Source organism: Burkholderia sp. Se-20373 (assembly GCF_017104705.1).
In the GTDB taxonomy this organism is placed as follows: Bacteria; Pseudomonadota; Gammaproteobacteria; order Burkholderiales; family Burkholderiaceae; genus Burkholderia.
This window is the reverse complement of sequence record NZ_JAAGPH010000126.1, coordinates 1-23,835: the sequence shown is the minus strand read 5'-3', so window position 1 is coordinate 23,835 and position 23,835 is coordinate 1. Positions and strand designations below refer to the sequence as shown.

Annotated in this window: 27 protein-coding genes and 1 pseudogene; 10 read left to right on the top strand and 18 right to left on the bottom strand. The window is 68.6% G+C overall.

Annotated features, from left to right (window positions below; genetic code table 11):
• Nucleotides 1-187: glycine zipper domain-containing protein (locus G3N96_RS29925; RefSeq protein WP_241022891.1), on the bottom strand; the 187-nt coding region annotated here is incomplete at its 3' end.
• Between G3N96_RS29925 and G3N96_RS39395 the strand changes: the two genes are divergently transcribed.
• Entirely contained in the window at nucleotides 147-287 is a 141-nt protein-coding gene (locus G3N96_RS39395; RefSeq protein WP_226207388.1) for a hypothetical protein, read from the top strand. The two genes, G3N96_RS29925 and G3N96_RS39395, sit on opposite strands and share 41 nt — an antisense overlap.
• Nucleotides 288-604: 317 nt before the next feature.
• On the opposite strand, the gene G3N96_RS29920 is transcribed toward G3N96_RS39395, so the two are convergent.
• The 3 genes from G3N96_RS29920 to G3N96_RS29910 form a co-directional block, all read right to left on the bottom strand.
• The gene (locus G3N96_RS29920) at nucleotides 605-1,264 is read right to left on the bottom strand and encodes an isoprenylcysteine carboxylmethyltransferase family protein (RefSeq protein WP_206139437.1); all 660 of its coding nucleotides are present in this window, start codon (nucleotides 1,262-1,264) and stop codon (nucleotides 605-607) included.
• Between the two features lie 177 nt (nucleotides 1,265-1,441).
• Nucleotides 1,442-1,606, bottom strand: a complete 165-nt coding sequence (locus G3N96_RS29915) for a hypothetical protein (RefSeq protein ID WP_011353821.1) — start codon at nucleotides 1,604-1,606, stop codon at nucleotides 1,442-1,444.
• 255 nt (nucleotides 1,607-1,861) lie between these two features.
• Entirely contained in the window at nucleotides 1,862-2,281 is a 420-nt protein-coding gene (locus tag G3N96_RS29910) for an HIT domain-containing protein (RefSeq protein ID WP_043181059.1), read from the bottom strand.
• 255 nt (nucleotides 2,282-2,536) lie between these two features.
• Here G3N96_RS29910 and G3N96_RS29905 point away from each other — a divergent pair, with 255 nt between their 5' ends.
• Nucleotides 2,537-3,937: a serine hydrolase gene (locus G3N96_RS29905; protein ID WP_206139436.1), complete on the top strand. Its 1,401-nt coding sequence runs from the start codon at nucleotides 2,537-2,539 to the stop codon at nucleotides 3,935-3,937.
• A gap of 89 nt (nucleotides 3,938-4,026) precedes the next feature.
• Here the strand turns inward: G3N96_RS29905 and G3N96_RS29900 are convergent, their stop codons facing one another.
• The 6 genes from G3N96_RS29900 to G3N96_RS29875 form a co-directional block, all read right to left on the bottom strand.
• The gene (locus G3N96_RS29900; protein WP_206139435.1) at nucleotides 4,027-4,650 is read right to left on the bottom strand and encodes a glutathione S-transferase; all 624 of its coding nucleotides are present in this window, start codon (nucleotides 4,648-4,650) and stop codon (nucleotides 4,027-4,029) included.
• A gap of 72 nt (nucleotides 4,651-4,722) precedes the next feature.
• Nucleotides 4,723-6,222, bottom strand: coding sequence for a TIGR01777 family oxidoreductase (locus tag G3N96_RS29895; protein WP_206139434.1), 1,500 nt, complete (start codon nucleotides 6,220-6,222; stop codon nucleotides 4,723-4,725).
• Nucleotides 6,219-7,091 (bottom strand): DUF393 domain-containing protein, encoded by an 873-nt coding sequence (locus G3N96_RS29890; RefSeq protein ID WP_206139438.1) that lies wholly within the window; start codon nucleotides 7,089-7,091, stop codon nucleotides 6,219-6,221. The genes G3N96_RS29895 and G3N96_RS29890 overlap by 4 nt, the downstream gene beginning before the upstream one ends.
• A gap of 97 nt (nucleotides 7,092-7,188) precedes the next feature.
• The gene (locus G3N96_RS29885; protein ID WP_206139433.1) at nucleotides 7,189-7,659 is read right to left on the bottom strand and encodes a DUF2269 domain-containing protein; all 471 of its coding nucleotides are present in this window, start codon (nucleotides 7,657-7,659) and stop codon (nucleotides 7,189-7,191) included.
• Nucleotides 7,656-8,963, bottom strand: coding sequence for an SDR family oxidoreductase (locus G3N96_RS29880; RefSeq protein WP_206139432.1), 1,308 nt, complete (start codon nucleotides 8,961-8,963; stop codon nucleotides 7,656-7,658). The genes G3N96_RS29885 and G3N96_RS29880 overlap by 4 nt, the downstream gene beginning before the upstream one ends.
• A gap of 88 nt (nucleotides 8,964-9,051) precedes the next feature.
• Nucleotides 9,052-9,585 carry a MarR family transcriptional regulator gene (locus G3N96_RS29875; protein ID WP_206139431.1) on the bottom strand — a complete coding sequence of 178 codons (534 nt, stop codon included), beginning with the start codon at nucleotides 9,583-9,585 and terminating at the stop codon, nucleotides 9,052-9,054.
• A gap of 164 nt (nucleotides 9,586-9,749) precedes the next feature.
• Between G3N96_RS29875 and fabV the strand changes: the two genes are divergently transcribed.
• Complete coding sequence (gene fabV, locus G3N96_RS29870) at nucleotides 9,750-10,952, top strand: enoyl-ACP reductase FabV (RefSeq protein WP_124582480.1); 1,203 nt, start codon at nucleotides 9,750-9,752, stop codon at nucleotides 10,950-10,952.
• A 63-nt stretch (nucleotides 10,953-11,015) separates the two neighbouring features.
• On the opposite strand, the gene G3N96_RS29865 is transcribed toward fabV, so the two are convergent.
• Nucleotides 11,016-11,720 carry an SDR family oxidoreductase gene (locus G3N96_RS29865; protein ID WP_206139430.1) on the bottom strand — a complete coding sequence of 235 codons (705 nt, stop codon included), beginning with the start codon at nucleotides 11,718-11,720 and terminating at the stop codon, nucleotides 11,016-11,018.
• Nucleotides 11,721-12,065: 345 nt separating this feature from the next.
• On the opposite strand from G3N96_RS29865, the gene G3N96_RS29860 reads away from it, so the two are divergent.
• Nucleotides 12,066-12,650 carry a TetR family transcriptional regulator gene (locus G3N96_RS29860; protein WP_124582484.1) on the top strand — a complete coding sequence of 195 codons (585 nt, stop codon included), beginning with the start codon at nucleotides 12,066-12,068 and terminating at the stop codon, nucleotides 12,648-12,650.
• Nucleotides 12,651-12,726: 76 nt separating this feature from the next.
• Here the strand turns inward: G3N96_RS29860 and G3N96_RS29855 are convergent, their stop codons facing one another.
• Together G3N96_RS29855 and G3N96_RS29850 are read right to left on the bottom strand one after the other, a co-directional pair.
• Nucleotides 12,727-13,305 carry a hypothetical protein gene (locus G3N96_RS29855; RefSeq protein WP_206139429.1) on the bottom strand — a complete coding sequence of 193 codons (579 nt, stop codon included), beginning with the start codon at nucleotides 13,303-13,305 and terminating at the stop codon, nucleotides 12,727-12,729.
• Nucleotides 13,306-13,673: 368 nt separating this feature from the next.
• A complete protein-coding gene (locus G3N96_RS29850; protein ID WP_206139428.1) occupies nucleotides 13,674-14,204 on the bottom strand; it encodes a GNAT family N-acetyltransferase in 531 nt (176 codons plus the stop codon).
• A 204-nt stretch (nucleotides 14,205-14,408) separates the two neighbouring features.
• On the opposite strand from G3N96_RS29850, the gene G3N96_RS29845 reads away from it, so the two are divergent.
• The 3 genes from G3N96_RS29845 to G3N96_RS29835 all read left to right on the top strand — a co-directional run bounded on the left by G3N96_RS29845 (nucleotide 14,409) and on the right by G3N96_RS29835 (nucleotide 15,832).
• On the top strand, nucleotides 14,409-14,774 hold the full coding sequence (locus tag G3N96_RS29845) for a metalloregulator ArsR/SmtB family transcription factor (RefSeq protein WP_206139427.1): 366 nt from the start codon (nucleotides 14,409-14,411) through the stop codon (nucleotides 14,772-14,774).
• Entirely contained in the window at nucleotides 14,746-15,231 is a 486-nt protein-coding gene (locus G3N96_RS29840; RefSeq protein ID WP_206139426.1) for an SRPBCC family protein, read from the top strand. The genes G3N96_RS29845 and G3N96_RS29840 overlap by 29 nt, the downstream gene beginning before the upstream one ends.
• 124 nt (nucleotides 15,232-15,355) lie before the next feature.
• On the top strand, nucleotides 15,356-15,832 hold the full coding sequence (locus G3N96_RS29835; protein ID WP_206139425.1) for an SRPBCC family protein: 477 nt from the start codon (nucleotides 15,356-15,358) through the stop codon (nucleotides 15,830-15,832).
• Between the two features lie 33 nt (nucleotides 15,833-15,865).
• On the opposite strand, the gene G3N96_RS29830 is transcribed toward G3N96_RS29835, so the two are convergent.
• The 4 genes from G3N96_RS29830 to G3N96_RS29815 form a co-directional block, all read right to left on the bottom strand.
• On the bottom strand, nucleotides 15,866-16,996 hold the full coding sequence (locus G3N96_RS29830) for an amidohydrolase family protein (RefSeq protein ID WP_124582492.1): 1,131 nt from the start codon (nucleotides 16,994-16,996) through the stop codon (nucleotides 15,866-15,868).
• A gap of 1 nt (nucleotide 16,997) precedes the next feature.
• On the bottom strand, nucleotides 16,998-18,305 hold the full coding sequence (locus tag G3N96_RS29825; RefSeq protein WP_206139424.1) for an MFS transporter: 1,308 nt from the start codon (nucleotides 18,303-18,305) through the stop codon (nucleotides 16,998-17,000).
• A gap of 82 nt (nucleotides 18,306-18,387) precedes the next feature.
• Entirely contained in the window at nucleotides 18,388-19,668 is a 1,281-nt protein-coding gene (locus G3N96_RS29820) for a CaiB/BaiF CoA-transferase family protein (RefSeq protein ID WP_206139423.1), read from the bottom strand.
• Complete coding sequence (locus G3N96_RS29815; protein ID WP_124582498.1) at nucleotides 19,665-20,651, bottom strand: hydroxymethylglutaryl-CoA lyase; 987 nt, start codon at nucleotides 20,649-20,651, stop codon at nucleotides 19,665-19,667. The genes G3N96_RS29820 and G3N96_RS29815 overlap by 4 nt, the downstream gene beginning before the upstream one ends.
• A 172-nt stretch (nucleotides 20,652-20,823) precedes the next feature.
• Here G3N96_RS29815 and G3N96_RS29810 point away from each other — a divergent pair, with 172 nt between their 5' ends.
• Both G3N96_RS29810 and G3N96_RS29805 read left to right on the top strand, forming a co-directional pair.
• A complete protein-coding gene (locus tag G3N96_RS29810; protein WP_206139422.1) occupies nucleotides 20,824-21,645 on the top strand; it encodes an IclR family transcriptional regulator in 822 nt (273 codons plus the stop codon).
• A 141-nt stretch (nucleotides 21,646-21,786) separates the two neighbouring features.
• Nucleotides 21,787-22,425, top strand: a complete 639-nt coding sequence (locus G3N96_RS29805; RefSeq protein WP_206139421.1) for a 2-hydroxychromene-2-carboxylate isomerase — start codon at nucleotides 21,787-21,789, stop codon at nucleotides 22,423-22,425.
• 45 nt (nucleotides 22,426-22,470) lie between these two features.
• Here the strand turns inward: G3N96_RS29805 and G3N96_RS29800 are convergent, their stop codons facing one another.
• Nucleotides 22,471-23,454 (bottom strand): LysR family transcriptional regulator, encoded by a 984-nt coding sequence (locus G3N96_RS29800; protein ID WP_174974036.1) that lies wholly within the window; start codon nucleotides 23,452-23,454, stop codon nucleotides 22,471-22,473.
• 101 nt (nucleotides 23,455-23,555) lie between these two features.
• Between G3N96_RS29800 and G3N96_RS29795 the strand changes: the two are divergent.
• A pseudogene (locus tag G3N96_RS29795) lies at nucleotides 23,556-23,835 on the top strand (MFS transporter); the annotation flags it as partial.

Genomic DNA, 23,835 nt, shown 5'->3' with positions numbered 1-23,835 from the left:
CGGTGCGCTCGTGACGGTTCGACGTCACCGCGCCACCCGCGCCGCCGCCGATGGCGCCGCCGATCACCGAGCCCGTGCTGCCGCCGAGCGCACCGCCGACCGCTGCGCCGGCTACCCCGCCGAGCGCGCCGCCAAGCGCGTTGTTCATGTCACCTGCCATGGCCGGCAGTGCAGTCGCGCCGGTCAAAGCGGCGACGACGAGAGCGGGGGCGATTTTCTTCCACATTCCCGTATTCTTCCTTGTTCGCAATCTGGTTATTGAAGGTCCGCTCGGTACGACGATCTGAATCGATCGACGTCGTGTCAGGCATTGTGCCGAACCGCGGACCAATTCATTTCAATGAGCTTGCGGCGAAGAATAGCACCGGTCCCACCTGCTTGCCGTGGACATTCTGGTAACAAGTTGTTTACGAATTAGCGAGCTCGAACGGCCGCACCGGAATGCCCGCAAACCCGCGCCAGCATTGGCTCCGCCGCCGGTCCGACCGTGTGGAACGACAGGCCGCCCAAGCACGGCGTCGCACGTTTGCGACACACGTGGCAACACATCGGGAACGAAGCGCGGGCGGCGCCCGAAACGGCCGCGGGGAAGAAATGAAGAGGGTCAGTACACGCCCGGCAGCAGACGCCAGGTCCGCGTGCAATACGCGTCGTATTCGGCGCCGAATTGCTCGCGCAGCAGCGCCTCTTCGGAGCGGATGCGCGCGACGAGCGGCACCATCGTCAGCACGACCAGCAGCAAGCCGACACCCGAGCGGAATGCCAGCGCCCATCCGATCGAATTGACGACCAGGCCGAGATAGCTCGGATTGCGGATGCGGCGGTAGATGCCGTCGGTCACGAGCGTATGGCCCGGCTGGATCGCGACGAGCCCGCTGAAGCGCTTGCCGAGCACGAATACGGGCCAGATGCGCAGCACACCGCCCACGATGTACAGCACGACGCCTGTCCAGCGCACCGCATCGCCGCCGAAGGTCCAGAAGTCGAGCCGGTCGGTCAGCGCGGGCAGGTACGCGAGCAGGAGCCCGCTTACCCCGAACGCCGCGAGCACCCAGCGGTTGTCGCGATTCTCGCGCTCGCCGCTGCTCAGGTTGCCTTCGGTGAACAGCGCGGCGACGGCCATCGCGAGCGTCGCGACGACGACGACGGTCAGCTGTGGATGCGAGAAGAACGCCGCGAACCCGCCGCTGCCGAGCACCGCGAGCCCGAGATAGACGAGCGTCGACATGGCCGACGCGACTGCGACCTTGCGGGTGACTGTCATGGCTGCCTCACCGGAATGCGGAATGCACTTTCCTGTGAAGTATAGGAAGCACGCGCACGCCGCGCGGCGCACCGCACCGCACCGCACCGCCGTCATGCGATACGCGAATCCGCGCGAATCTCCGGCGCCACGCGTCGGCGCTGACCGATGCGGCCGGCACCTGCGCCCGGTGCCGGATCAGCGGATACGGAAGTTGCCGCCGATCCCGACGCTGACGGGCGGCGCGTAATACGCCGGCGCATAGCCGTAGTAGGCCGGCGCGGGCGCGTAGCCGTACGGCGGCGCGACATAGCAGCCGGACAGGCCGCCGATCAGGGCAAGCGTGATGAGAAGTCTGGTCATGGCTCGATTCCCGGCGCGAAAGACGAATGGCACCTCGCGAAAGCCTTGCCGCCGTGAAAGGCGGCGGCCGGCACGAAGAGGCGATCCGCCCTTCGTGTCGCTCGGTGAAGCAATGCGCGGAGTCTAGCGCCGGGTGGGCCTGGCCGAGTTTCGCCGGCGGTTACACGTGTTACCTCGCATGACCGCTGAAACAGGCGTTGGCACGGCGGCGGGCCGGTGCGCCATGCCGTGCCGTCGCCGCGTGCAATCGACGCGTTACACGAAACGCGCGCGAATGCGCTGCGCGAGCGCTTCGAGCGTCGCCGCGTCGGCGATCTCGCGCGCATGCATCCGCAACTCGGCGCCTTCCCAGCGCGGAATCACGTGGAAGTGCACATGCGGCACCGTCTGGCCGGCGGCCGCGCCGTTGAACTGGCCGATGAACACGCCGTCCGGCTCGAGCGCCGCGCGCACCGCCGCCGCCACGCGCTGCGTCATGCGGATGCCGGCCGCGGCGGCGTCGCCGGACAACTCGAAGATCTGCGCGGCCGGCTCCTTCGGGATCACGAGCACGTGGCCATCGGCCTGCGGCATCAGATCCATGATCGCGAGGGTCGCGTCGTCTTCCGCGACTTTCACGCACGGCAGTTCGCCTCGCAGGATCTTGGCGAACGGGTTGTTGTTGTCGTAGGACATGGCGTTTTCCGATAACGGTTGGACTGGGAGAGGGGGAAAGCGATGCCGGACGATTATCGGCCGACGGCGGCGCCGTTTTCAACTCGTTCACCGTGTGGTGGCGGCCGGATCGTCGAGCAGGACACCGGTAGCGTAACGCACGGGCCACCGCCCGGTCGCCATGGCGCGTCAGGCCACCGCGATTGCAACGCATCGCCCGAACCTGAGACACTGCCGCATCGCTGCCTGCCGGCACGCCACCGAGGACGCTCGCGCATGACGATCCCCTTCAAGAAGCTGATCCTGCGCGGCGTCGCGCTCGCCGTCGTCGCCGCGGTCGGCTACACGGGCTATATGTTGTCACGGCTCGCGCCGATCGCGACCGGCTATGCGGCGAAGGCGCTGTGTTCCGGCGTGTACGTGTCGGGCCGCCCGGCCGCGTCCGTGATCGACGTCGACATCATGGCCGGCGTGCATCCGCTGCTGAAACTGGTACACCCGTCGATCGATCCCGACCATCATCGCGCGACGGCGACCTTCGCCGGCTTCGCCGAACGCGAAGCGGACTTCCGGCCCGGGCTCGGCTGCACGCTCGCGATCGGGCCATCGTCCGGCGCGTTGCCTGCCGCGCTGCCGCCCCTCCCCGATCCGCCGCCTGCACGGCCTGCACCGGCCACGCTGCCGGCCGGCATCGACGCGCGGAAGCTGCAGACCGCGCTCGACCGCGCGTTCGACGAACCCGATCCGGCACGACCGCGGCGCACGCGCGCGGTCGTCGTGATGTGGCGCGGCCAGGTGATCGCCGAACGCTATGCGCCCGGCTTCACGGCCGACACGCCGCTGCCCGGCTGGTCGATGACGAAGACCGTCACGGCCGCGCTGGTCGGCACGCTCGTCGCGCAGCACAAGCTGTCGCCCGATGCGTCGGCGCTGCTGCCCGAATGGCGTGGCAGCGGCGATCCGCGCGCGGCCATCACGCTCGACGCGCTGCTGCGGATGACCAGCGGCCTGCAATTCAACGAGGACTACGACGACCCGCTGTCCGACGTCGCGTTGATGCTGTACGCGCAGCCCGATACCGCGCGGTTTGCGTCGGCGAAGCCGCTCGCCGCGACGCCCGGCACGCGGTGGGCCTACTCGAGCGGCACGAGCGCGATCGTCGCGCGCGTGATGCGCGAAGCGCTGGGCGGCAGCGAGGACGACTATCTCGCGTTGCCGCGCCGCGCGCTGTTCGCGCCGCTCGGGATGCGCAGCGCGGTGTTCGAGCCCGATGCGTCCGGCACGCTCGTCAGTGCGTCGTACATGTATGCGAGCGCGCGGGACTGGGCGCGCTTCGGGCAGCTGTTGCTGCAGGACGGCGTGTGGGACGGGCAGCGGCTGCTGCCGGAAGGCTGGGTGCGCTACCTGACGCGCACGACGCCGCAGTCGGAGCGCCAGGAGTATGGCGCGCAGCTGTGGGTCAAGGTGCCGGAGCCGTTCAACGATCGCGATCCGCATGCGGTCGCGATGCCGGCCGACGCGTTTCATGCGGTCGGCCATGAAGGCCAGTTCGTGAGCGTGGTGCCGAGCCGTCAACTGGTGGTCGTGCGGCTCGGGCTGTCACGGCCGGAATCGGCGTGGAACCACGAGGCGTTTCTCGCGCGCGTGCTCGACGCGGTGCCGGCGCCCGGCGCATGAAAACGGGCCCGAGGGCCCGTGCATATCGGTCGTGACGCGAACGCGGCGGCGCTTGCCACGCCGCCGCGCCGCGCACTACCTGCGACGCATCACGGGTTCGCGCTGCCCGCGTATTTCTGGAAACCTTCGCGCGTCGCGAGCCGTTCGATATAGCGCTTCACCGCCGGGAAATCCGGATGCTCGAACGGCGTGCCGAACCAGCGGTTCACCGACAGGCCGATCGGAATGTCCGCGAGCGTGAAGCTGCCGCCGGCCACGTACGCGCCGGTCGCTTCGAGCTGCGCGTTCAGCACCTGCATGTGCTTCGTCCAGCCCGCGATCGACTGCGCGATGCCGGCCGGGTCCTGGTGGTCGGGCGATTTCCGCACGAGGCCGAGGAACGCACCGACCCACGAGCGGTTCAGGTCCGCGCCCTGCCAGTCGATCCATTGATCGACCCGCGCGCGCGCCTGCGGCTCGGCCGGATACAGCGCGTCGCCGCCGTAGCGGTTCGCGAGGTAGCGAACGATCGCGTTCGATTCCCAGAGCACGAAATCGTCGTCCTTGATGACGGGCACGAGACCGTTCGGATTCAGCGCGAGATAGGCCGGATCGTTGGTTGTGCGGAAGCCCGCGCCCCAGTCTTCCTGTTCGAACGGCAGGTTCAGCTCGGTGCACAGCCACAGCACCTTGCGGACGTTGATGGACGGGATCTTGCCGAGGATGTGCAGCATGCAGTCTCCTTGTGAGGTCGGATGCGGAGCGCCCAGGACGCAGGACACGTCCCGAGCGCGTTCACGCCGAATTTATACACGACCTCGCGGCAAACGACAGGCCGTCCGCGGAAAATCCGCATGCGGACGATTCGTCAGGTCGCGCAGCGCGTGCTCGGCCGTCGGGAACCGGAACATGAATCCGTCCTGATGCAGCCGCGCCGGCATCACGCGCTGCCCGTCCAGCAGCAGCTCGGCCATCTCGCCCATCGCGATGCGCAGCGGCGCGGCCGGCACGCGCAGCCAGGCCGGGCGATGCAGCACCTTCGACACGACCTGCACGAACTCGCGCTGGGTCAGCGGCGCGGGTGCGACCGCGTTGTACACGCCGTGCATGCCCGAATTCGCCATCGCACGTGCGATGATCCGCAGCACGTCGTCCCGGTGGATCCAGCTCATCACCTGCGTGCCGTCGCCGATTCGCCCGCCCATCCCGAAGTAATGCGGCAGCAGCATCGGGCGCAGCGCGCCGCCGGGACCGAACACGACACCCAGCCGCAGCACGACCGAGCGAACGCCATGACGCTCGAGCGGTTGTGCCGACTGCTCCCATTGCCGGCACAGCTCCGACATGAAGCCGGTGCCGGCGCTGCTGCCTTCGTCCAATCGCTCGTCGCCAGGGCGCACGCCGTAGTAACCGATCGCCGATGCCTGGATCCATGTGCGCGGCTTGATCTCGGCGGTCTCGACCCAGCGCATCAGCGATTCCGTCACGCCGACGCGGCTCGCGAGCAGCACCGCCTGCCGGCGCTTACTCCAGCGCGCGCCCAGCACTGGCGCCCCCGCGAGATTGATGACCGTGTCGAAACGCTCGTGCGGCTGCAGCTGTTCGACGGACGTCACGCTGCGCACGCGGCCGTGAAACTGATAGGCCGCACGCAGCGGATCGCGCGCCAGCAACGTCACCGTATTCCCCGCATCGAGCAACTGGTTCACGAGGGTTTCGCCGATGAAGCCGGTCCCGCCGGTGACGAGCACGTTCCCCGGCGGCTGCCCCGCGAACGGATTGACGACCGGCTCGCGTCGCGCGATCCGACAGGCCGCGATTCCGTCGCGGATCCCCGATACCGTCACGCCGACGGCGAACAGGCTCAGCACCCAGCCGCGCCAGCCGAGATCGATCACCTGCAGCGCGGTCGGCTCGTGCGCCCACGCGGCCAGTTGCATCGCGATCATCCCGAACAGTGCGCCGCCGTTGACGGCCAGCAGCGTGTGCAGCACGCGTTCGGTCGCGGGCAGCTTGCGGCTCTGGTCTTCGACGACGAAATCCCACAACGTCAGCACCACCTCGACGACGACCACCACCGCGAGGGCCGCGACCCACGCGCCGTGAAAGGCGACGTTCGCGATCGATGCGAACACGAGGCCGTAAAGCACGGAACGCACCGCATGAATTCCCAGCTCGAGCCGCGCGCGCGGGCTGTGCGGCAGATCCTGCGTGAGCTCGTGGTGATAGAGCGTATCGAATGCGCCCATCGCGCCCTGCACGATCAGCAGGTTGAGCGCCCAGTCGTAAGCGGGCAAGGTGTTCATACCGCGTCCCTCCTCCAAAGCCAGACAAGCGGCGGCACCATCGCGACGAGTGCCGCCGCGTCGATCGCCACGTGACCCGATACCCGGGCCTGCAATGAAAACAGCATGTCCTGCGGCGCCCAGATCAGCAGGCCGGCCAGCAGCCATCCCCACACTTCCCGTTTCTGCAACCTGTTGCCGAGGTGCACGAGCGCCAGCATCCAGACCGACGCGCATTGCGCCGTCGCGCCGATCAGCGACATCCACCAGATCTGCTGCGCACGCGCCGGGTCCGGCGCCGTTCCCGTCCAGAAATGCAGTTCGATGACGCGGTGATACGCGTCGAGCCACGGCGAGCCGGCAACCCACGGAACGGCAATGCCGACGAGCAGGTGTGCGATCGCGGCGCAGTACATCCAGGTCACGACGATGCGGCGAACGTTGTCTTGCGCCGGACGATCTGTCGGATGTTCGGCGGCACGGTCGCTACCGCCACCGCACGCCGACGCATCGCACGGTGCTTCGGCGCGATAGCCGAGCCAGCGCGACACCGCATGCCGGTTGCGCGCGAAGCGGCGATACAGCGGCGCCAGCGCACGACGCACGGCCGGCACGCGAAGCAGCCGGACGAGCCAGCGGCGCCCGGTCAGCGCATGGGCGGCCAGGATGCTGTCCACGCCGGTCAGCATGCGTCCGTCGGGCAGACGCGCGTGCAATTCGCGGTTGAGCGCGGGCAGGTCGACACCCAACGGCGCGGGATCGAAACCCGGCTCGGCGATATCGACGAAAGCCAGCCGGCGTCGCGCGTCGCGGGCCCCGAGACGCTTGATCTCCGCCACGCATAACGGGCATCGTCCGTCGAAGTAGAGCACCAGTTCACTTGAGTCTATGATTCGCATTCCTTCTTTTTGTCTGTCGCATGCCTCATAAATCGATCGACTGCTTTCACGCACGCCGTACCGCCGCTCCCGTGCGGCGGCAGCGCACTTACATCGGCTTGAGCACCATCAGGAAGTAGACGGTCAGCATCGCGAAGAACGCCGGATAGCCGAGCAGTTCCCAGCGCTTCGCATAGCGCCAGTAGCGTTCCGGCAACGCGGCCTCGCCGCTCGCATGAGCGAGCTTCGCCATCGCGGCCAGTTCGACCTGCAGCCACACGACCGGCAGCCAGCACAGGCCGGCGATCGCGTACAGCACGATCGACGCGACGAGCCACGGCGTATCCCACGGCCAGCCGGCCGTGTGCGCGAGCCACAGGCCCGATGCCGGCTGGAAGATCACGGCCGGGGTCGTGAACCACGAGTCCGCGCGCACCACGAGCCGCGACACGGCCGCGATCGCGGGCACCGAGCGCGTGCGGTTCGCGAAGAACAGGTAGAACGCGGTGCCGAACCCCGTGCCGACCAGCAGCACCGAAGACAGGATGTGAAGCGCCTTGATGACGAGATAGGTATTCATGCTTGTTCTTCTTCTGAAAAAAGGATCAACAGGATCGCGAGGATCGGCACGTTCTTGAGCACGGGGCCGAACGGTTCGGCGAGCAGGGCCGGCATCGTGACCGCGATGACCGCCGAATACGCGACGATCAGCGCGGCTTGCGCGGCCCACAGGCGGCGCGACGGCGCGACGACGGTCGCGATGCCGAGCCCGAAGTCCAGCGCGCTGGCCGCGTAGAGCGCGATCAACGCGGGCAGCCCCGTCAGGCGCGCGGGTGCAAGCAGTGCGAGACTCGCGTGCAGCGGATGGATGAACGCGCTGGCGATGGCCGTCCAGATCCACACGATCGCCAGCGCGCCGCGCAACAGCGGGCGACGCCACATCGCGAGCGCATCGCGGCGCAGCGCGGCGGCTTCCGCGCCGATGAAAGCGTCGATCCCGCGTGGCGGCCGGCCGAGCATCGCCGTGGCGGCGGCCGGATCGCCGGTGTTCCCGCCACGCAGCATCGTCCATGTCTCGCGCGTGAAGATCGCGCCCGGCAGCGTGCCGAGCAGCACGGCCGCCACACCGGCCAGCGGGCCCGGCAATCCGATGCGAGCGGCCGGCGGAAACCCCAGCGCGGCGCGGTAGCGGGCCAGCATCTCGCGGTATTCGACTTCGTCGGTGCCGACCACATCGATCACCGGGCGGCCGGCCGCCGGCGCATCGACGCACCGCGCGACGACTTCGGCGAGATCGTCGACGTGCACGGGGCGCAGCCGCTGATGGCCGCCCGCCGGCAGGACTTGCACCGGCAGGCTCGCGAGCATCCGGAAAAAACGCGCCGACGCGCCGTCCGTGCCGTAGACGAGCGCGGGGCGCACGATCCGGAAGTCGATCGGCAGCGTCTGCAGGAAGCGGTCGGCTGCGGACTTGCTCGCGAAGTAGCGCGTATCGCCACGCTCGACGCCGAGCGCCGAGATCTGGATCACACGCCGCACGCCGGCGCGGCAGCACGCGGTGAAGAGCGCGCACGGCGCGGCGCGATGCACGGCGTCGAGCGTCGCGCCGCGCTGATCGGCAAGGAGGCCGACCGCATTGATCACCACGTCGACGCCTTCCAGCCGCGCGAGCCACGCGTCCGGGTCGACGTCCTTCGCGAAATCGATCGCAACGTCGGACGGGCCGGCCGCCTGACGCACGCCGCGCAGCACGCGAAGGCCGCCGGCTTCGAGCTGCGCGCACAGTGCCCGCCCGATGAAGCCGTTCGCCCCGCACACGAGAACGGTCATGCTGCGCGCGCCGGTGCGGCCATGCGGGCAGGTCGACGGCAAGACGGTGGTCATTTTCATCCTCTATTTACAGTTATTTCTGTACAGACAGAAATAACGACCCCAAAAAAAGCGGGCTGGCTGCCCGCACGGCGTGTCCTGCCTACTTCGACGGCTTGCGCCGGACCGTCTGGCTGATCTTCGCGCCGATGCCGAGCGCCTTCATCAGCGTATCGGGCTTGAGCCGCAGCATCTCGTCCGACCAGGTCGTGAGCGTCTCGACGAACTGCAGCGTGTCGCGGATGCGCTGCTCGGTCTCGCGGCTCTCGTTCGCGATCTCGGGATGCGTCAGGCAGTCGCGCAGCACCGTGAGCGTCGGCTCGATCTCGCGCTGCCGCCGCCCTTCGACGATCAGCTTGAACAGTTCCCAGATGTCGGTCGATGTCTCGAAATGGTCGCGGCGGTCGCCCAGCACGTGCACGACCTTCGCCAGCCGCCACGCCTGCAGCTCCTTCAGGCTCGTGCTGACGTTGGAGCGCGCCACGTTGAGCGTCTCGGCGATCTCGTCGGCCGCGATCGGCCGGCCGGCCAGATAGAGCAGCGCATGGATCTGCGAGACGGTGCGGTTGACGCCCCACCGCGAGCCCATTTCGCCCCAGTGGAGAATGAATCGTTCGGCAATCGGTGTGAGTTCCATGATGTGCAATTTAGGTATTTCAGTTATTTCTGTCAAGAGAGAAATGACTGGGCGATCCGCCCGGTTCCGGCGGCGCCCGCCCGCGATCGGCCGCATCCTTTACAATGCGCGGGATTTTCCGAATTCAGGCCGTCCCAGCCTTTCTGACTAGAGTAGAGGTTTCCATGATCATCAAACCGCGCGTGCGTGGCTTCATCTGCGTGACGACTCATCCGGTCGGCTGCGAAGCCAACGTCAAGGAACAGATCGACTACGTGACTTCGCACGGCCCGATCGCCAACGGCCCGAAAAAGGTGCTCGTGATCGGCGCGTCGACCGGCTACGGCCTCGCCGCCCGGATCTCGGCCGCCTTCGGCTCCGACGCGGACACGCTCGGCGTGTTCTTCGAGCGTGCCGGCAGCGAAACGAAGCCCGGCACGGCCGGCTGGTACAACAGCGCCGCGTTCGAGAAATTCGCCGCCGAAAAGGGGCGCTATGCGCGCAGCATCAACGGCGACGCATTCTCCGACAAGGTGAAGCAGGTCACGATCGACACCATCAAGCAGGATCTCGGCAAGGTCGATCTCGTCGTCTACAGCCTCGCGGCACCGCGCCGCACGCATCCGAAGACGGGCGAAACCATCAGCTCGACGCTCAAGCCGATCGGCAAGACGGTCACGTTCCGCGGCCTCGACACCGACAAGGAAGTGATTCGCGACGTCACGCTGGAACCGGCGACGCAGGAAGAGATCGACGGCACCGTCGCCGTGATGGGCGGCGAGGACTGGCAGATGTGGATCGACGCGCTCGATGAAGCCGGCGTGCTGGCCGACGGCGCGAAGACCACCGCGTTCACGTATCTCGGCGAGCAGATCACGCACGACATCTACTGGAACGGCTCGATCGGCGAAGCGAAGAAGGATCTCGACAAGAAAGTGCTGTCGATCCGCGACAAGCTCGCCGCGCACGGCGGCGACGCACGCGTGTCGGTGCTGAAGGCGGTCGTCACGCAGGCCAGCTCGGCGATCCCGATGATGCCGCTGTACCTGTCGCTGCTGTTCAAGACGATGAAGGAAGCCGGCACGCACGAAGGCTGCATCGAGCAGGTGTATGGCCTGTTCAAGGACAGCCTGTATGGCGCGACGCCGCACGTCGACGAGGAAGGCCGCCTGCGCGCGGACTACAAGGAGCTCGATCCGCAGGTTCAGGCGAAGGTCGTCGCGCAGTGGAACCACGTGACGAACGAGAACCTGTACGAGCTGACCGACTTCACCGGCTACAAGACCGAGTTCCTGCGGCTGTTCGGCTTCGAGATCGCCGGCGTCGACTACGACGCGGACGTGAACCCGGACGTGAAGATCCCGGGCATCATCGACACCACCGTCTGATGGGTCGGCCCGCCTCCCTCCTGCACGCGCGGCAGGGGCAGCGGGCTCGGGATACCGGCGGCGTCAACGCGGCGCCGGCTCTTCCAGATAAACGCCCGACGACAGCGTGGCCTTCACCTGCCGCGTGAACTCGTCGGTCGACACTTCCTCCTCTCCCGCTTCGATTGCTTCGTACGCCTGGCGCACGACGTCGGCCGGCGTCGCCTTCGGCACGTCGAGGCCGGCCGTCAGGTCGGTGTCGATGAAGCCGGCATGCAGCCCGACGACCTGCGTGTGCTGCTCGCGCAGCGAATGGCGCAGCCCGTTGGTCAACGCCCACGCAGCCGATTTCGACACGCCGTAGCCCGCCAGGATCGGCCGGTTCACCCAGCTCGCGACCGACAGGATGTTCAAGATCGCGCCGCCGCCATGGCCGGCGAGGATGCCCGCGAACGCGCGCGACATCGCCAGCATCCCGAACACGTTGGTTTCGAAGTGATCGCGCAATGCGTCGGGCGCGCCGTCGTCCGTCAGGCTGCCGAGCCGCGCGATGCCCGCGTTGTTGATCAGCAGCGTGACGTCGCGTGCGGCATCGGCCGCCGCGGCGACGGCCGCCGGATCGGTCACGTCGAGCTTCACCGGCACGACGCCCGGCAGCGTCACGGTGGCCGGATCGCGCGCCGCCGCATAGACCTTGCGCGCGCCTCTGGCGAGCGCCTGCTTCGCGAACTCGAGCCCGAGCCCGCGGTTCGCGCCCGTGATGAAAACGACTGCCCCTTCGATCTTCATGTTCGTTCCTTTCGCATGATGAATCGCATGCGCGCCGGCTCGCCGCGCGCGTGAGATCCGGTGGAAAACCAGCCTGCCGTTGCTTGTCGAACCGTGGCGCCGCCTGGCGGCAGACGGCGAGCCGCCCGCTGCCCTTCCTGCCCCTGCTGCGCCAAAGACGCCGACCGATTGCCATCCGGTGTTCCGGCAGTGGCTTTGCTCTCGCCGCCAAGTCGGCTACACTCGATGTCAATGTCGATCACCATTGTCTTTGCGGTGCATTGTGTTCTCGCAGTTTGCCCATGTCAATGGTGAGCACCATTGTGTTTTCCAATCGACGCGATCGACAAAATCAGGGAGGGATCTATGGGCGTGTCAAGACAGCAGGCTGCCGAGAACCGGAGCGCGATCGTCGCGGCCGCCGAGCGGCTGTTCCGCGCGCGCGGCGTCGACGCGGTGGGGCTCACGGAACTGATGAAGGAAGCCGGCTTCACGCAGGGCGGCTTCTACAACCACTTCAAGTCGAAAGACGCGCTGGTCGCCGAGGTAATGGAAAAGGCGATGCAGGACCGCGCGGATTCGCCGAATGCCGGCAGTCTCGACGCGCAGGTGGCGTTGTATCTGTCCGCCGCGCATCGCGACAACATCGAGGCCGGATGCCCGCTGTCCGGTTTCGCGGGCGATGCGCCGCGACTGACCGACGCGGCGCGGGCGTGCTACGCGCACGGCCTCGCCACGTATCTCGATCGGCTGGAACGAATGGTGGCCACGGAAGGCGCGACGCCGGCGCAGACGCGTCGCGAGGCGGTCGCGGTCTTCAGCCAGATGGTCGGCGCGCTCGTGCTGTCGCGCGCGATCGCCGGCACCGATCCGGCGCTGGCTGACGAGATCCTCGCCGCCGGGCGGGAGACGCTCACCGCCGGGCACGACGATCCGGGCGCGCCGGCGTAGCCGCGCCCAAACGTCATGCTGCGTCGACCTGTGCGGCGTGTCGACGTGCGCGGTGATATTTCAACGTCTTGCCGCGCTATTCGACCGCCCGTGCGGCCTCCCACAGCGGCTGTGCACCACGCGCCGCATTCCAGGCGGCAAAACGCGTGCGCCACGCTTCGAACGGCTCCGCCAGCGGATGGCGCGGATCGTCGCTGAGCGAATACGCCATCCCTTCGATCAGCCAGCGCGGCCGGGTAGCGACGGCCAGGTTGCCGAGCACTTCGGCCTGCCGGTGATGGATCAGCTCGTGCGCGAGAAAGTAGGTCTGCCAGCCGCGCGGTGCGATCACCACGCCGAAATTCCCGAGCGTCAGCGCCGCGCGTTGGCCGAGGCCGAACGCATCGGCGCACGCCCGCGTCGAGCAGAACACGACGCGCGGCGCCGCCTGGAATGCGCCGACAGCCGCCGCCGCGCGCGCATAGCCGTCGCGATAGAGTTGCTGCGCGTCGCCGAGCTTCGCGGCATCGTCCGTGCAGATATCGGCGCTCGGGCACGACACACCGGGAACCAGCGCGGGCGCGACGACGCGCAACGGCTTGACGAGCGCATACGCGGCAATCGGCAGCGCGACGAGCAGGCCCGTGAGGGCGAAAGCGACATGGGAGCGTTTCATCGGGGCGGTGGTTCCGGGGCGTTCTCGTTCTGCTGAAGGCTTCCTGCGTGACTATATCGGACCGGCGAAGTCTGCGGCCTTGCTTGATTCCCCGACGAAGCCCGGCCGTCAGCGCCGCGAACACGAGCATCGGCAGGTGCCAGCGGGGATCGCTCCCGAGCCAGTGGAACAACGGCGCCAGCCACGACAGGCGCAGCACCGGCTGGAACACGAAAAAGGTCAGCATGCCGTAGAAAAACACCCGCAACGGCACCTGCGTGCGGCGCCGCCACGCGCCGCGAGCAACACCGGCGCGATCAGCGCCACGACACCCGCCGCGAGCGTGACGAGCAGGAGCGCCGGGGCGACGGGATGCATGACGAATGCCGTTACGCGAGCTGCTTGTGGAAATACGTGGTCGCGCAGAGCGTGCCGTCGGGCATCAGCGCGTAGTTCGGCACGACACCGACACGCTGCCAGCCGGCCCGCTCGTACAACCGCTCGGCGTCACCGCCCGTCACGGTATCGAGCACGAGCACGGTCTTGCCCGCGTCGCGCGCGGCCGCATCGGCCGCCGCGATCAGCCGCGCGGCGATACCCTGCCGGCGCGCGTGCCGCGACACGAGCATCTTCGAGATATCGGCGCGATGCGGCTGGTTCTCGGGCTGCGCGGTCACGACCTGCACGGTGCCGACGATCCGGCCGCCCGCGTCCTCGGCCACGAGCAGGATGCGCTCGCCGTTCGCGACGCCGTCGGCGACGTTCGTCCAGAACGCGACGGCGGTCGCCCGCTCGATCGGCAACATGAAGCTGACGGACGCGCCGCCCTCGACGCAATCGATCAGCACGTCGGCCAATGCTTCGATACAGCGCTTCGCTTCGCCCGCGCCGACGCGGCGGACGGTAACGGATTCGGTCATGCCAACTCCGGTAGTCAGTTGGGTCGCACACGCGGGTTCGGCGTGCGTCCGGATGGGAAGGAACACCGGCCGGCCATCGCGGCTCGCGCAACGTCGGCGGGCGCGCGGCAGCGCCGCACCCGGTCGGCGCGTGTTACCGCCCCATCATCCTACGCGACGAAAAATGCCGTTGCATCGCCGTTCGCCTCTCCTATACTTAGCCACATGGCTAACTTTCAACCCGGCATCAGCGACGTTTTCCACGCCCTCGCCGATCCGACGCGCTGCGCGATCGTCAGCATGCTCGGCCACGGCGAACGGACCGTCTCCGCGCTGGCCGAACCGTTCGACATGGCGCTGCCGTCGTTCATGAAGCACGTCGCCGTGCTCGAGCGCAGCGGTCTCGTCCAGACCCGCAAAGCCGGCCGCTCGCGCACCTGCACGCTGGTCGGCAGCCGGCTGACCGAAGCCGAGGCATGGCTCGCCGAGCAGCGCGCGCAGTGGGAAGCCCGATCCGATCGTCTCGTCGAATTCGTCGAACGTCGTCACCAGGAGGAGCAAGATGTCAGCAAACCCCGTCGACCCCGTTGAAGCCCACGATCTCGTCATCACGCGCACGCTGCATGCGCCGCGCCACGCGCTGTGGCGTGCCTGGACCGACCCCGAACTGCTGAAGCAATGGTGGTGCCCGAAACCGTGGACCACCGAAGTGCGCGCATTCGACCTGCGGCCGGGCGGCGCCTTCCACACCTACATGCGCGGCCCCGATGGCGGCACCAGCGACAATCCCGGCTGCTTCCTCGAAATCGTGCCGGAATCGCGCATCGCGTTCACGTCGATGCTCACGGGTGGCTGGCAGCCGCAGGCGCCGTGGATGGGCTTCACCGCGATCATCACGATGGCCGATGACGATGCGGGCAGCCGTTACGAAGCGCGCGTGATGCATCCGGACGCCGCCACGCGCGAGCGCCACGAAGCGCTCGGCTTCTTCGAGGGCTGGAACACCTGCATCACGCAGCTCGACGCGTTCGCGGCCGCGCTTCGCTGAGCCGAGCGCGGCCGCGTGCGCGGTCATTGCATGCCGCCGCTCGCGCGCCTAGGATTCCTGAAGGAAGCACGACGACACGCCGGCCGCCGGCGTGCACCGTCGTGCGCGCGCCGCGGGAGGTCACATGTTGCACACGCACACGCATTCGACCCGGGTCAGCCGGCACCTGAACGCCCCGCGCGGGCGCGTCTACCGCGCGCTCCTCGATCCGCACGCGGTCGAGCAATGGAAGGTGCCCGACGGCATGACCTGCCGCGTGCATGCGTACGACGCGCGCGAAGGCGGTGCGCTGCGGGTATCGCTGAGCTACGACGCGCCGTCGGCCGGCACCGGCAAGACCACCGCGCGCACCGATACCTATCACGGCCGCTTCGTCACGCTCGTGCCCGACGAGCAGATCGTCGAGATCGACGTGTTCGAAACCGACGACCCGATGCTGCGCGGCGCCATGACGATCACGATCACGCTGTCCGACGAAGCGGGCGGCACGCGCGTAGACGCGGTGCACGACGGGGTGCCGCCCGGCGTCCCGGCCGCCGACAACGAGACCGGCTGGCAGATGGCGCTGGCGCGACTCGCGGCGCTGGTGGAAGCCGAGTAAGCCCCTGCCGCGCCGGGCCCGTCGCGACGCGCGTCAGCCGAGCCGGTAAGCGCGCGTGACCGTGCCGCGGAACAGCGCGTCACGCTCGTCCGGGCTCGCCTGCGCGGTCAGCCGCTTGAACGCATTCCAGCCGTTCACGAACGAATAGGAGCCCTTGTCGACCGGGAAATTGCTCTCGAACATGCAGCGCCCGGGGCCGAACGCGTCGATGCAGGTCATCATCCACGGCTTCCACGTGTCCGCGAGCTGCACCGAAGACGGCGGCCGTTCGCCCTTCTCGAAATCGAAACCGTTGATGCGCATCCCGAGCCCGCCGACCTTCACGTACACGTTCGGCAGTTGCGCGAGCGTGCGCATCGACGCCGACCAGCGCTCGAACACTTCCGGCCGCTTGTCGGCATAACTGGCGATCCGCACGACGCCGCCGCAGTGATTGACGATGACGCGCGTATCGGGGTTCGCCTTCGCGAGCTCGAACAGTTCGGGTAACTGCGGAAAGAACAGCCACGCGTCGTACGACAGCCCGAGCGGCGCGAGCTGCGCGACGCCCGCCCGGTACGCGGGATCGAGCAGCAGCCCGCGCGGCACCGCCGACAGCGGATTGGCGAGCGTCGGATCGGCGTCCCACGTCGTCAGGTGACGCACCCCGCGGAAGCGCCCGCGACCGGCTTCGAGATGCGCTTCGAGCACCTCGCGCACGCGTTCGCCGAGACGCAGGTCCGCGTGGCCGACGATGCCTTTCGCGACCGCCACCGGGCCGTGCTGCAGCGGCTCGGTCACGCCGGCGACGTAGGCCGTCTCGCCCACCGGTTTCAGTTCGGCCGGGCCCGAGTCGCGATAGCGCGTCTGCGCCTGCATGTAGACGGACGCCTGGATGTTGTGGCCCGAGCGCGCATCCTGCAGATAGTCGTCGAGCATGTAGATCCAGCCCGGCCGCTCATAGAAATGATGATGCGCGTCGACGATCGGCAAGTCGGGCTCGAGCGCGGGTTCGAGCGCCGACGCGAGCCAGTCGGGGCGGACCGCGAGATAGTTGCTTTGCGTCGTCATGCGGGAAACTCCTTCCTGGGTGGCCGCGCGCGCCTGGGTGAACGCGGGCAGCGCGAGGGATGCGGCGGCCGCGCCGAGCAGCCGGCGTCGCTTGATCGACATCGTGGTGTCCATGTCATTCGCTCCGGTCGAATGCAACCAGCGACAGCGTGAGCAGCGTCGTGATCGCCAGCACGATCGCGAGGCCGAGCATGCCGGCGGTGAAGGTGCCGAAGCTGTCCTTCAGGTAGCCGACGAGATAAGGGCCCGCGAAGCCGCCGAGCGCGCCGATCGAGTTGATCAGCGCGAGCCCGCCGGCCGCGGCCTGGCCGGACAGGAAGCGCGATGGCAGCGTGTAGAAGATCGTGCGGCCGGCGATCGTGCCGATCAGCGCGAGCGTGATGCCGACGAGTGCCGGCCCGAGCGTCTGGAAGTGCGTCGACACGCCGAGCGCCACCGCGCCGATGAACAGCCCGATCGCCAGGTTCGCGATGGGGCCGCCGCGCCGGTCGACGCGCTTCGCCCACCACAGCAGTGCGACGGTCGCGAAGAAGTACGGCACCGCGGACAGCCAGCCCGTCTGCATCGTCGACATGCCGTGCGCCTTCAGCATCTGCGGCAGCCAGATGCCGATCCCGTAGGACCCCATCGTGAAGCCGAACGAGATCAGCGCGAGCAGGTACACGCGCACGTCGCGCAGCGCGACGCCGAAGCGCTTCTTGCGGCCGGCGGCCGCGCCGTCGCGCTCGAACGCACGCTGCAGCGCCGCACGCTCGTCGTCGGACAGCCATGCGGCATGCGCCGGCGAGTCGGACAGCAGCTTCAGCACGAGAAAACCGAGCGCGCACGCCGGCAGCCCTTCGACGATGAACATCCACTTCCAGCCGGCCAGCCCGAGCACGCCGTCGAGCTGCAGCAGCCACGTCGACAACGGACCGCCGATCAGCGACGACAGCGGCGTCGACACGGTGAACCACGCCAGCACGCGCGTGCGGTAGCTCGCCGGAAACCACACGGCGAGGAAGAAGATCACGCCCGGAAAGAATCCGGCTTCGCCGATGCCGAGCAGCAGCCGGATCGCGTAGAAACTCGTCGGCCCGGTCGCCAACGCGGTCGCGGCCGCCATCAGCCCCCACGTGATCATGATGCGGGCAAGCCAGCGCCGCGCGCCGAAGCGGTACAGCGCGAGATTGCTCGGCACCTCGAACAAGCAGTAGCCGGCGAACATGATCCCCGCGCCCCAGCCGAACTGCGTCGCGGTCAGGCCGAGATCGCGGTTCATCGTCAGCGCCGCGAAGCCGACGCTCGTGCGGTCCAGGTAGTTGAAGAAGTACGCGAGCGCGAGCAGCGGAATGAAGCGCCACGCGGCCTTGCGCACGGCCCGTTGCTCGAGCGACGCGTCGGTCTCGCGATCGTCGGCCAGTGCCGGGGAAGCGGATGTCATGGTTGTCTCCGTGGATGGGGCGGCCGCGCCCGTGCGTGGCACGGCCGGGACGCCTTTGTTCGTTCGGTGAATCGCGGCCGCGCTACGCGCTCGCCAGTTCGTTCGGTGACGGCGCGCCGCCCGGCGCCGCATCGTCCGCGCCATGCTGGCCCGCGACGACACCGGCTTCGATCAGCGCACGCGCCTCATCCGGCGTGTAGCCGAGCTCGCCGAGCAGCGCGCGCGTGTCCTGGCCGAGTGCGGGCGGTGCCGCGCGCAGCCGCAGGCGTTCGCCGGCAAGCGTCAGCGGCAGCAGCGCGGTGCGCGTGTCGACCGGCCGCCCGGCGCTGCTCGCGTCGGCCGGCAGCGTCACGGCCTCGAGGCCGCCCGTGGCGAGCAGGTGCGGATCGTCGAACAGGTCCTGCGGTTTCGTGATCGGCGCGTACGGCAGGCCGTTCGATTCGAAGATCGCGCCGATCTCCGCGGCCGAATACGGCGCGAGCCGCGCACGCAACTCGGGCAGCAGCCACTCGCGCGCCTGCACGCGCAGGTTGTTGGTCGCGACGCGCGGATCGTCCTTCAGCGCGGCGAGGCCGAACGCATCGCAGAACAGCGCCCACTGCGTGTCCGATACGACCGCGAGAAAGATCTGTTCGTCATCCTTGACTGAAAACACGTCGTAGACGGCCCACGCGGAAATCCGGCTCGGCATCGGCGACGCGGCCTGCCCGGTCACCGCGAACTGCATCATGTGCTGCGCGACGAGGAACACATTGTTCTCGAACAGCGAACTCTGCACCTGCTGGCCGCGGCCGGTGCGTTCGCGCTGCGCGAGCGCGGCCATCGCGCCGATTGCGCCGAACATGCCGCCCATGATGTCGTTCACGCTCGCGCCCGCGCGCAGCGGCCGCCCCTCCGGGCCCGTCATGTATGCGAGGCCGCCCATCATCTGCACCACTTCGTCGAGCGCGGTGCGATGCTCGTACGGCCCCGGCAGGAAGCCCTTGTGCGACACGTACACGAGGCGCGGATTCAGCGAGAAGAGCGCCGGATAGCCGAGGCCGAGCCGGTCCATCGTGCCGCTCTTGAAGTTCTCGCTGAAGACGTCCGCGGTCGCCACGAGCCGCAGCACGATCTCCAGCCCGCGCGGATCCTTCACGTCGACGGCAAGGCTCTTCTTGTTGCGGTTGAACATCCCGAAGAAGCCCGCGCCGGAACCGCGCAGCGCGCGCGTGCTGTCCCCCGCGATCGGTTCGATCTTGATGACCTCCGCGCCGAGATCCGCGAGCAGCATCCCGCAGGTCGGGCCCATCACCATGTGCGTCATCTCGATCACGCGCGTGCCTGCATACGGCAGCGTCGAAGCCGGTTGGTGGTCGTTCATTGCGCGACTCCCGTCAGGCATCCTTCCGGTTGCACCGCGCTCGGGGCGCGGCCGTCCGCGTAACGGAAGCCTTTCGGCAACCCGGCGTCCGGCACATGGCCGTACAACGCCTCGGCCGGCAACGCCGCGTGCAGGATCGCGCGCGCGGCCAGCAGCGCGTCGACGTCGATACCCGTGTCGAATCCCATCGCCTCGAGCAGGAACACGAGATCCTCGGTGACGATGTTGCCGGTCGCGCCCGGCGCATACGGGCAGCCGCCGAGGCCGCCCTGGCTCGCGTCGATCGTCGTCACGCCCGCGTCGAGTGCCGCGACGACGTTCGCGAGCCCCTGCCCGCGCGTGTTGTGGAAATGCGCGCCGCCGGCCTTGTCGCCGACTTCGCGCTGCAAGCGCAGGAACAGCCGGCGCACCTGCGCCGGATTCGCATGGCCGCTCGTGTCGGACAGCCCGATCTCGTCGACGCCGCATTCGGCCATCGCCGCCGCCATCGCGATCGTCTCGTCGTCGCTGACGGCGCCCGCGATCGTGCAGCCGAACGCGACCGACACGCCCGCCTCGATCTGCACCGACGGAAACCGCTCATTGCGCAGCGCGACGATCGCGCGCACCTCGTCGATCATCTGCGCGGGCGTCTTGCGGATGTTCGCCAGCGAATGCGCTTCCGTCACCGAAACCGGCAGCGTCAGCTTGTGCACGCCGGCCTCGAATGCGCTCTCGGCGCCGCGCAGGTTCGGCGCGAGCGCGGCGACGTGCAGCCCGGGAATCGCCAGTGCATGCGCGACGACTTCGCGCACATCGGCCATCTGCGGCAACAGCTTCGCCGGCACGAACGACCCGACCTCGATCTCGCGCAGGCCGGCCGCGGCCAGCGCGGTGATCCAGCGCAGCTTGCCGGCAGTCGGCATCACGGCCTGGATGCTCTGCAGGCCGTCGCGCGGCCCGACCTCGCTGACCAGCACCTTCGGATATTCGGAAACGCTCATTTGACACTCCATCGTTCTATCTGAAAGAACATCGTTCTATTTGACAGAACTCTATGCGCGCATCGAATGGGCTGTAAGCGGGGTATACCCGTGAAATTGCGATTTTCTGGAACTTGAGTTCTGCCAGGCAGAACGATATAGTCGATCGATCATCCTCAGAAGGAAGCAGGCAGTGCCCAAGACTGAAACCGATCACACCGGCAGCGCGCCCGATTCGCCGGCTGAAGAAGCGTCCAGCGGCGTCGCCGTGCTCGATCGCGCGTTCGCGATCCTCCGTGCGTTCGGGCAGACCGACGACCGGCTGTCGCTCGCGGAGCTGTCGCGTCGCACCGGGTTGTACAAGAGCACGATCCTGCGCCTGCTCACGGCGCTCGAACATGGCGGCTTCATGCGCAAGCTCGACGACGGCCAGTACGCGATCGGACATGAGCCGCTGCGGCTCGCCGCGCTGTATCAGCGCTCCTTCCGGGTCGGCCCGGTGGTCGAGCCGCTGCTCGAGACGCTGAGCCGCGAACTCGGCGAAACGGCGTCGTTCTACGTGCGCCAGGGCGACATGCGCTCGGTGCTGTACCGGGTCGAGCCCGCCCGTGCGGTGCGCGTGTCGATTCGGGTCGGCGAGGAGTTTCCGGTGCGCCAGGGCGCGTCCGGGAAGGTGCTGCTGGCGTTTACCGACATGCAGGATGCGCAATGGCACGACGTGCGCGAACAGCTGTGGGCCGCGTCGTACGGCGAGCGCGACCCCGAGACGGCGTCGGCATCCGCACCCGTGTTCGGGGCAGCCGGCGAGTGTGTCGGCGCGCTGACCGTATCGGGCCCGAAATCCCGGCTCGCCGACGCACCGGCCATGGCGGCGGCGCTCGCGATGCTGTTGCCGCTCGCGCAGAAGGCCACTGTGGCGCTCGGCGGCTCGGGCGCACGCTACGACGCAGCGGCCGTGCGCGACAGCCTCGCGCGGCTCGCATCGCCAGCGGACCACGGCGACGCCGCGTCATAACCGGCGGCGGCGCGCGCCTGGCCACGCAACAGCGCAAAAGGCGGCCGCGTGCGACACTGGCCGCCGATGCATGCATCGCGCGCCGCCTGCGGGCATGCCGCGCGAGCCACCGCCAACCGGACACGCTTGAGGGCCGCCACCATGAACGCCGCGCGCACCGCTACCTGGTATTTCGATTTCGTTTCGCCGTTCGCCTACCTGCAGCAGGAACAATTCGAGCGGTTACCGGCCGCCGCCGCGTTCGAGCCGAAGCCCATCGTGCTCGGCGCACTGCTCGCGCACTGGGGCCAGAAAGCGCCGGCCGAGATCGCGGCGAAACGCGTCTTCACCTATCGCCACGCGCAATACCGCGCGGACAAGCTCGGCATTGCGTTCCGGATGCCGCCCGCGCACCCGTTCAATCCGATCAAGCCGCTGCGCCTCGCGATCGCGATGGGCCATTCTCCGGATGCGATCCGGCGGATCTTCCGGTACATCTGGCGCGACGGCCAGGACGTGTCGACGCCGGAAGGCTTCGCCGCGCTGTGCGAAGCGGTCGATTTTCCGGAAGGCGTGACGGCCGTCGACGCCCAGCCGGTGAAGGACGCGCTGCGCGCGAACACCGACGATGCGATCGCGCACGGCGTATTCGGCGTGCCGACCTTCGCACTCGACGGCGACCTGTTCTGGGGCGAGGATGCGACCGACATGTTCGCCGACTGCGCGACGTCGCGCGCGTGGCTCGATTCGCCCGAGGTGCGCCGCATCAGCGCGCTGCCCGAAGGAATCCGGCGCGGCTGACAACACCGTGGCCGCCCGGCGCTCGCGGCGCGCCCGTGTCGAAGGTCAGGTATCGCGCCCTTCGACGAGCCCCGGCACGGCCTCGCGCATCATCGCGGCGAACCGCACGAGCCGCGACGGATAGAACTGCGCATGCGGGTAGGTCAGGTAGACGGGCAGCGGCGCGGCCTGCCACTCGGGCGCGAGGTGCACGAGCTCGCCGCGCGCGAGGTGGTCGGCCAGCATCCATGACGAGCCGACGCACGCCCCCACCCCCAGCAGCGCCGCACTGCGCAGCGCGTACAGGTTCGCGGTCGTGATGCGCGGGCGCATCGCGATGCGGCGCGTCTCGCCCGTGACCGAATGCGTGAGCGCCAGCTCCGTGCGGTAATACGTGCGCAGCGCGAGCCACGGCAGCGCGGCCAGCGCGTCGGGGTCGGCCGGCACGTCGGCGCCGTTCAGCACGGACGGCGCGGCGACCACGAAGCGCGGCACCTTGGAAAGCCGGATCGCGACCACGGCCGGATCGGTCGGCTCACCCACCTGGATCGCGCAGTCGATGCCGCTGCCGACGAAATCCCGCACCTCGTCCTGCAGCAGCCACTCGACCGACACGCGCGGATAGTCGCGCAGGAACCGCGCGAGCGGCTCGACGAAACGCTCCTGCCCGAACGCGTGCGGCACCGCGACCCGCAACAGCCCGTCCGGCTCCTCCTGCGCGCCGCGCAGATCGGCCTCGAACGCCGCCCAGTTCGCCAGCAGTTCCTTCGCGCGCTTGAAGCAGCGCTCGCCGTCGACGGTCAGCCGCATCGTGTGCGTGGTCCGCTGCAGCAGCCGCATGCCGAGCGAGCGCTCGAGCGCCTGCAGCCGCCGGCTGATCGTCGGCTGCGTCGTATGCAGTTGCGCGGCCGCGGCCGACAGGCTGCCGGCTTCGACTATGCGCACGAAGGTTTCCATCAGCTCGAAACGATAGCCGGCGCCGTCCACCGGCACCGCCTGAATGCGTGGAGACCCGCCAGCAGCGGGAGAGAAGGGAGATTTTTCGGTCATTCGTAGAGCGTATAACAAATCTGCGCAAGGCGGCACTACCGTGGCCGGCCGCATGCCGCCACACTCGCGTCCATTCCTTCATCGCAACCAGGATGCACGCCATGTCCACCCCGTCCCGTCTCGATGCCGCGCCCCGCGCCGCCCACGCCCCGGCCCACCCGGCCGCCCATTCGATGCCCGATCGCCGGCTCGTGCTGCTGCTCGCGGCCGCCGCCGGCCTCGGGGTCGCGCCGCTCTACTACGCGCAGCCGATGCTCGGCGCGCTCGGGCCCGATCTCGGCGCGTCGGCACGGGCGATCGGCTTCGTGCCGACGCTCACGCAGCTCGGCTATGCGCTCGGCATCCTGCTGCTCGCGCCGCTGGGCGACCGGTTCGACCGCC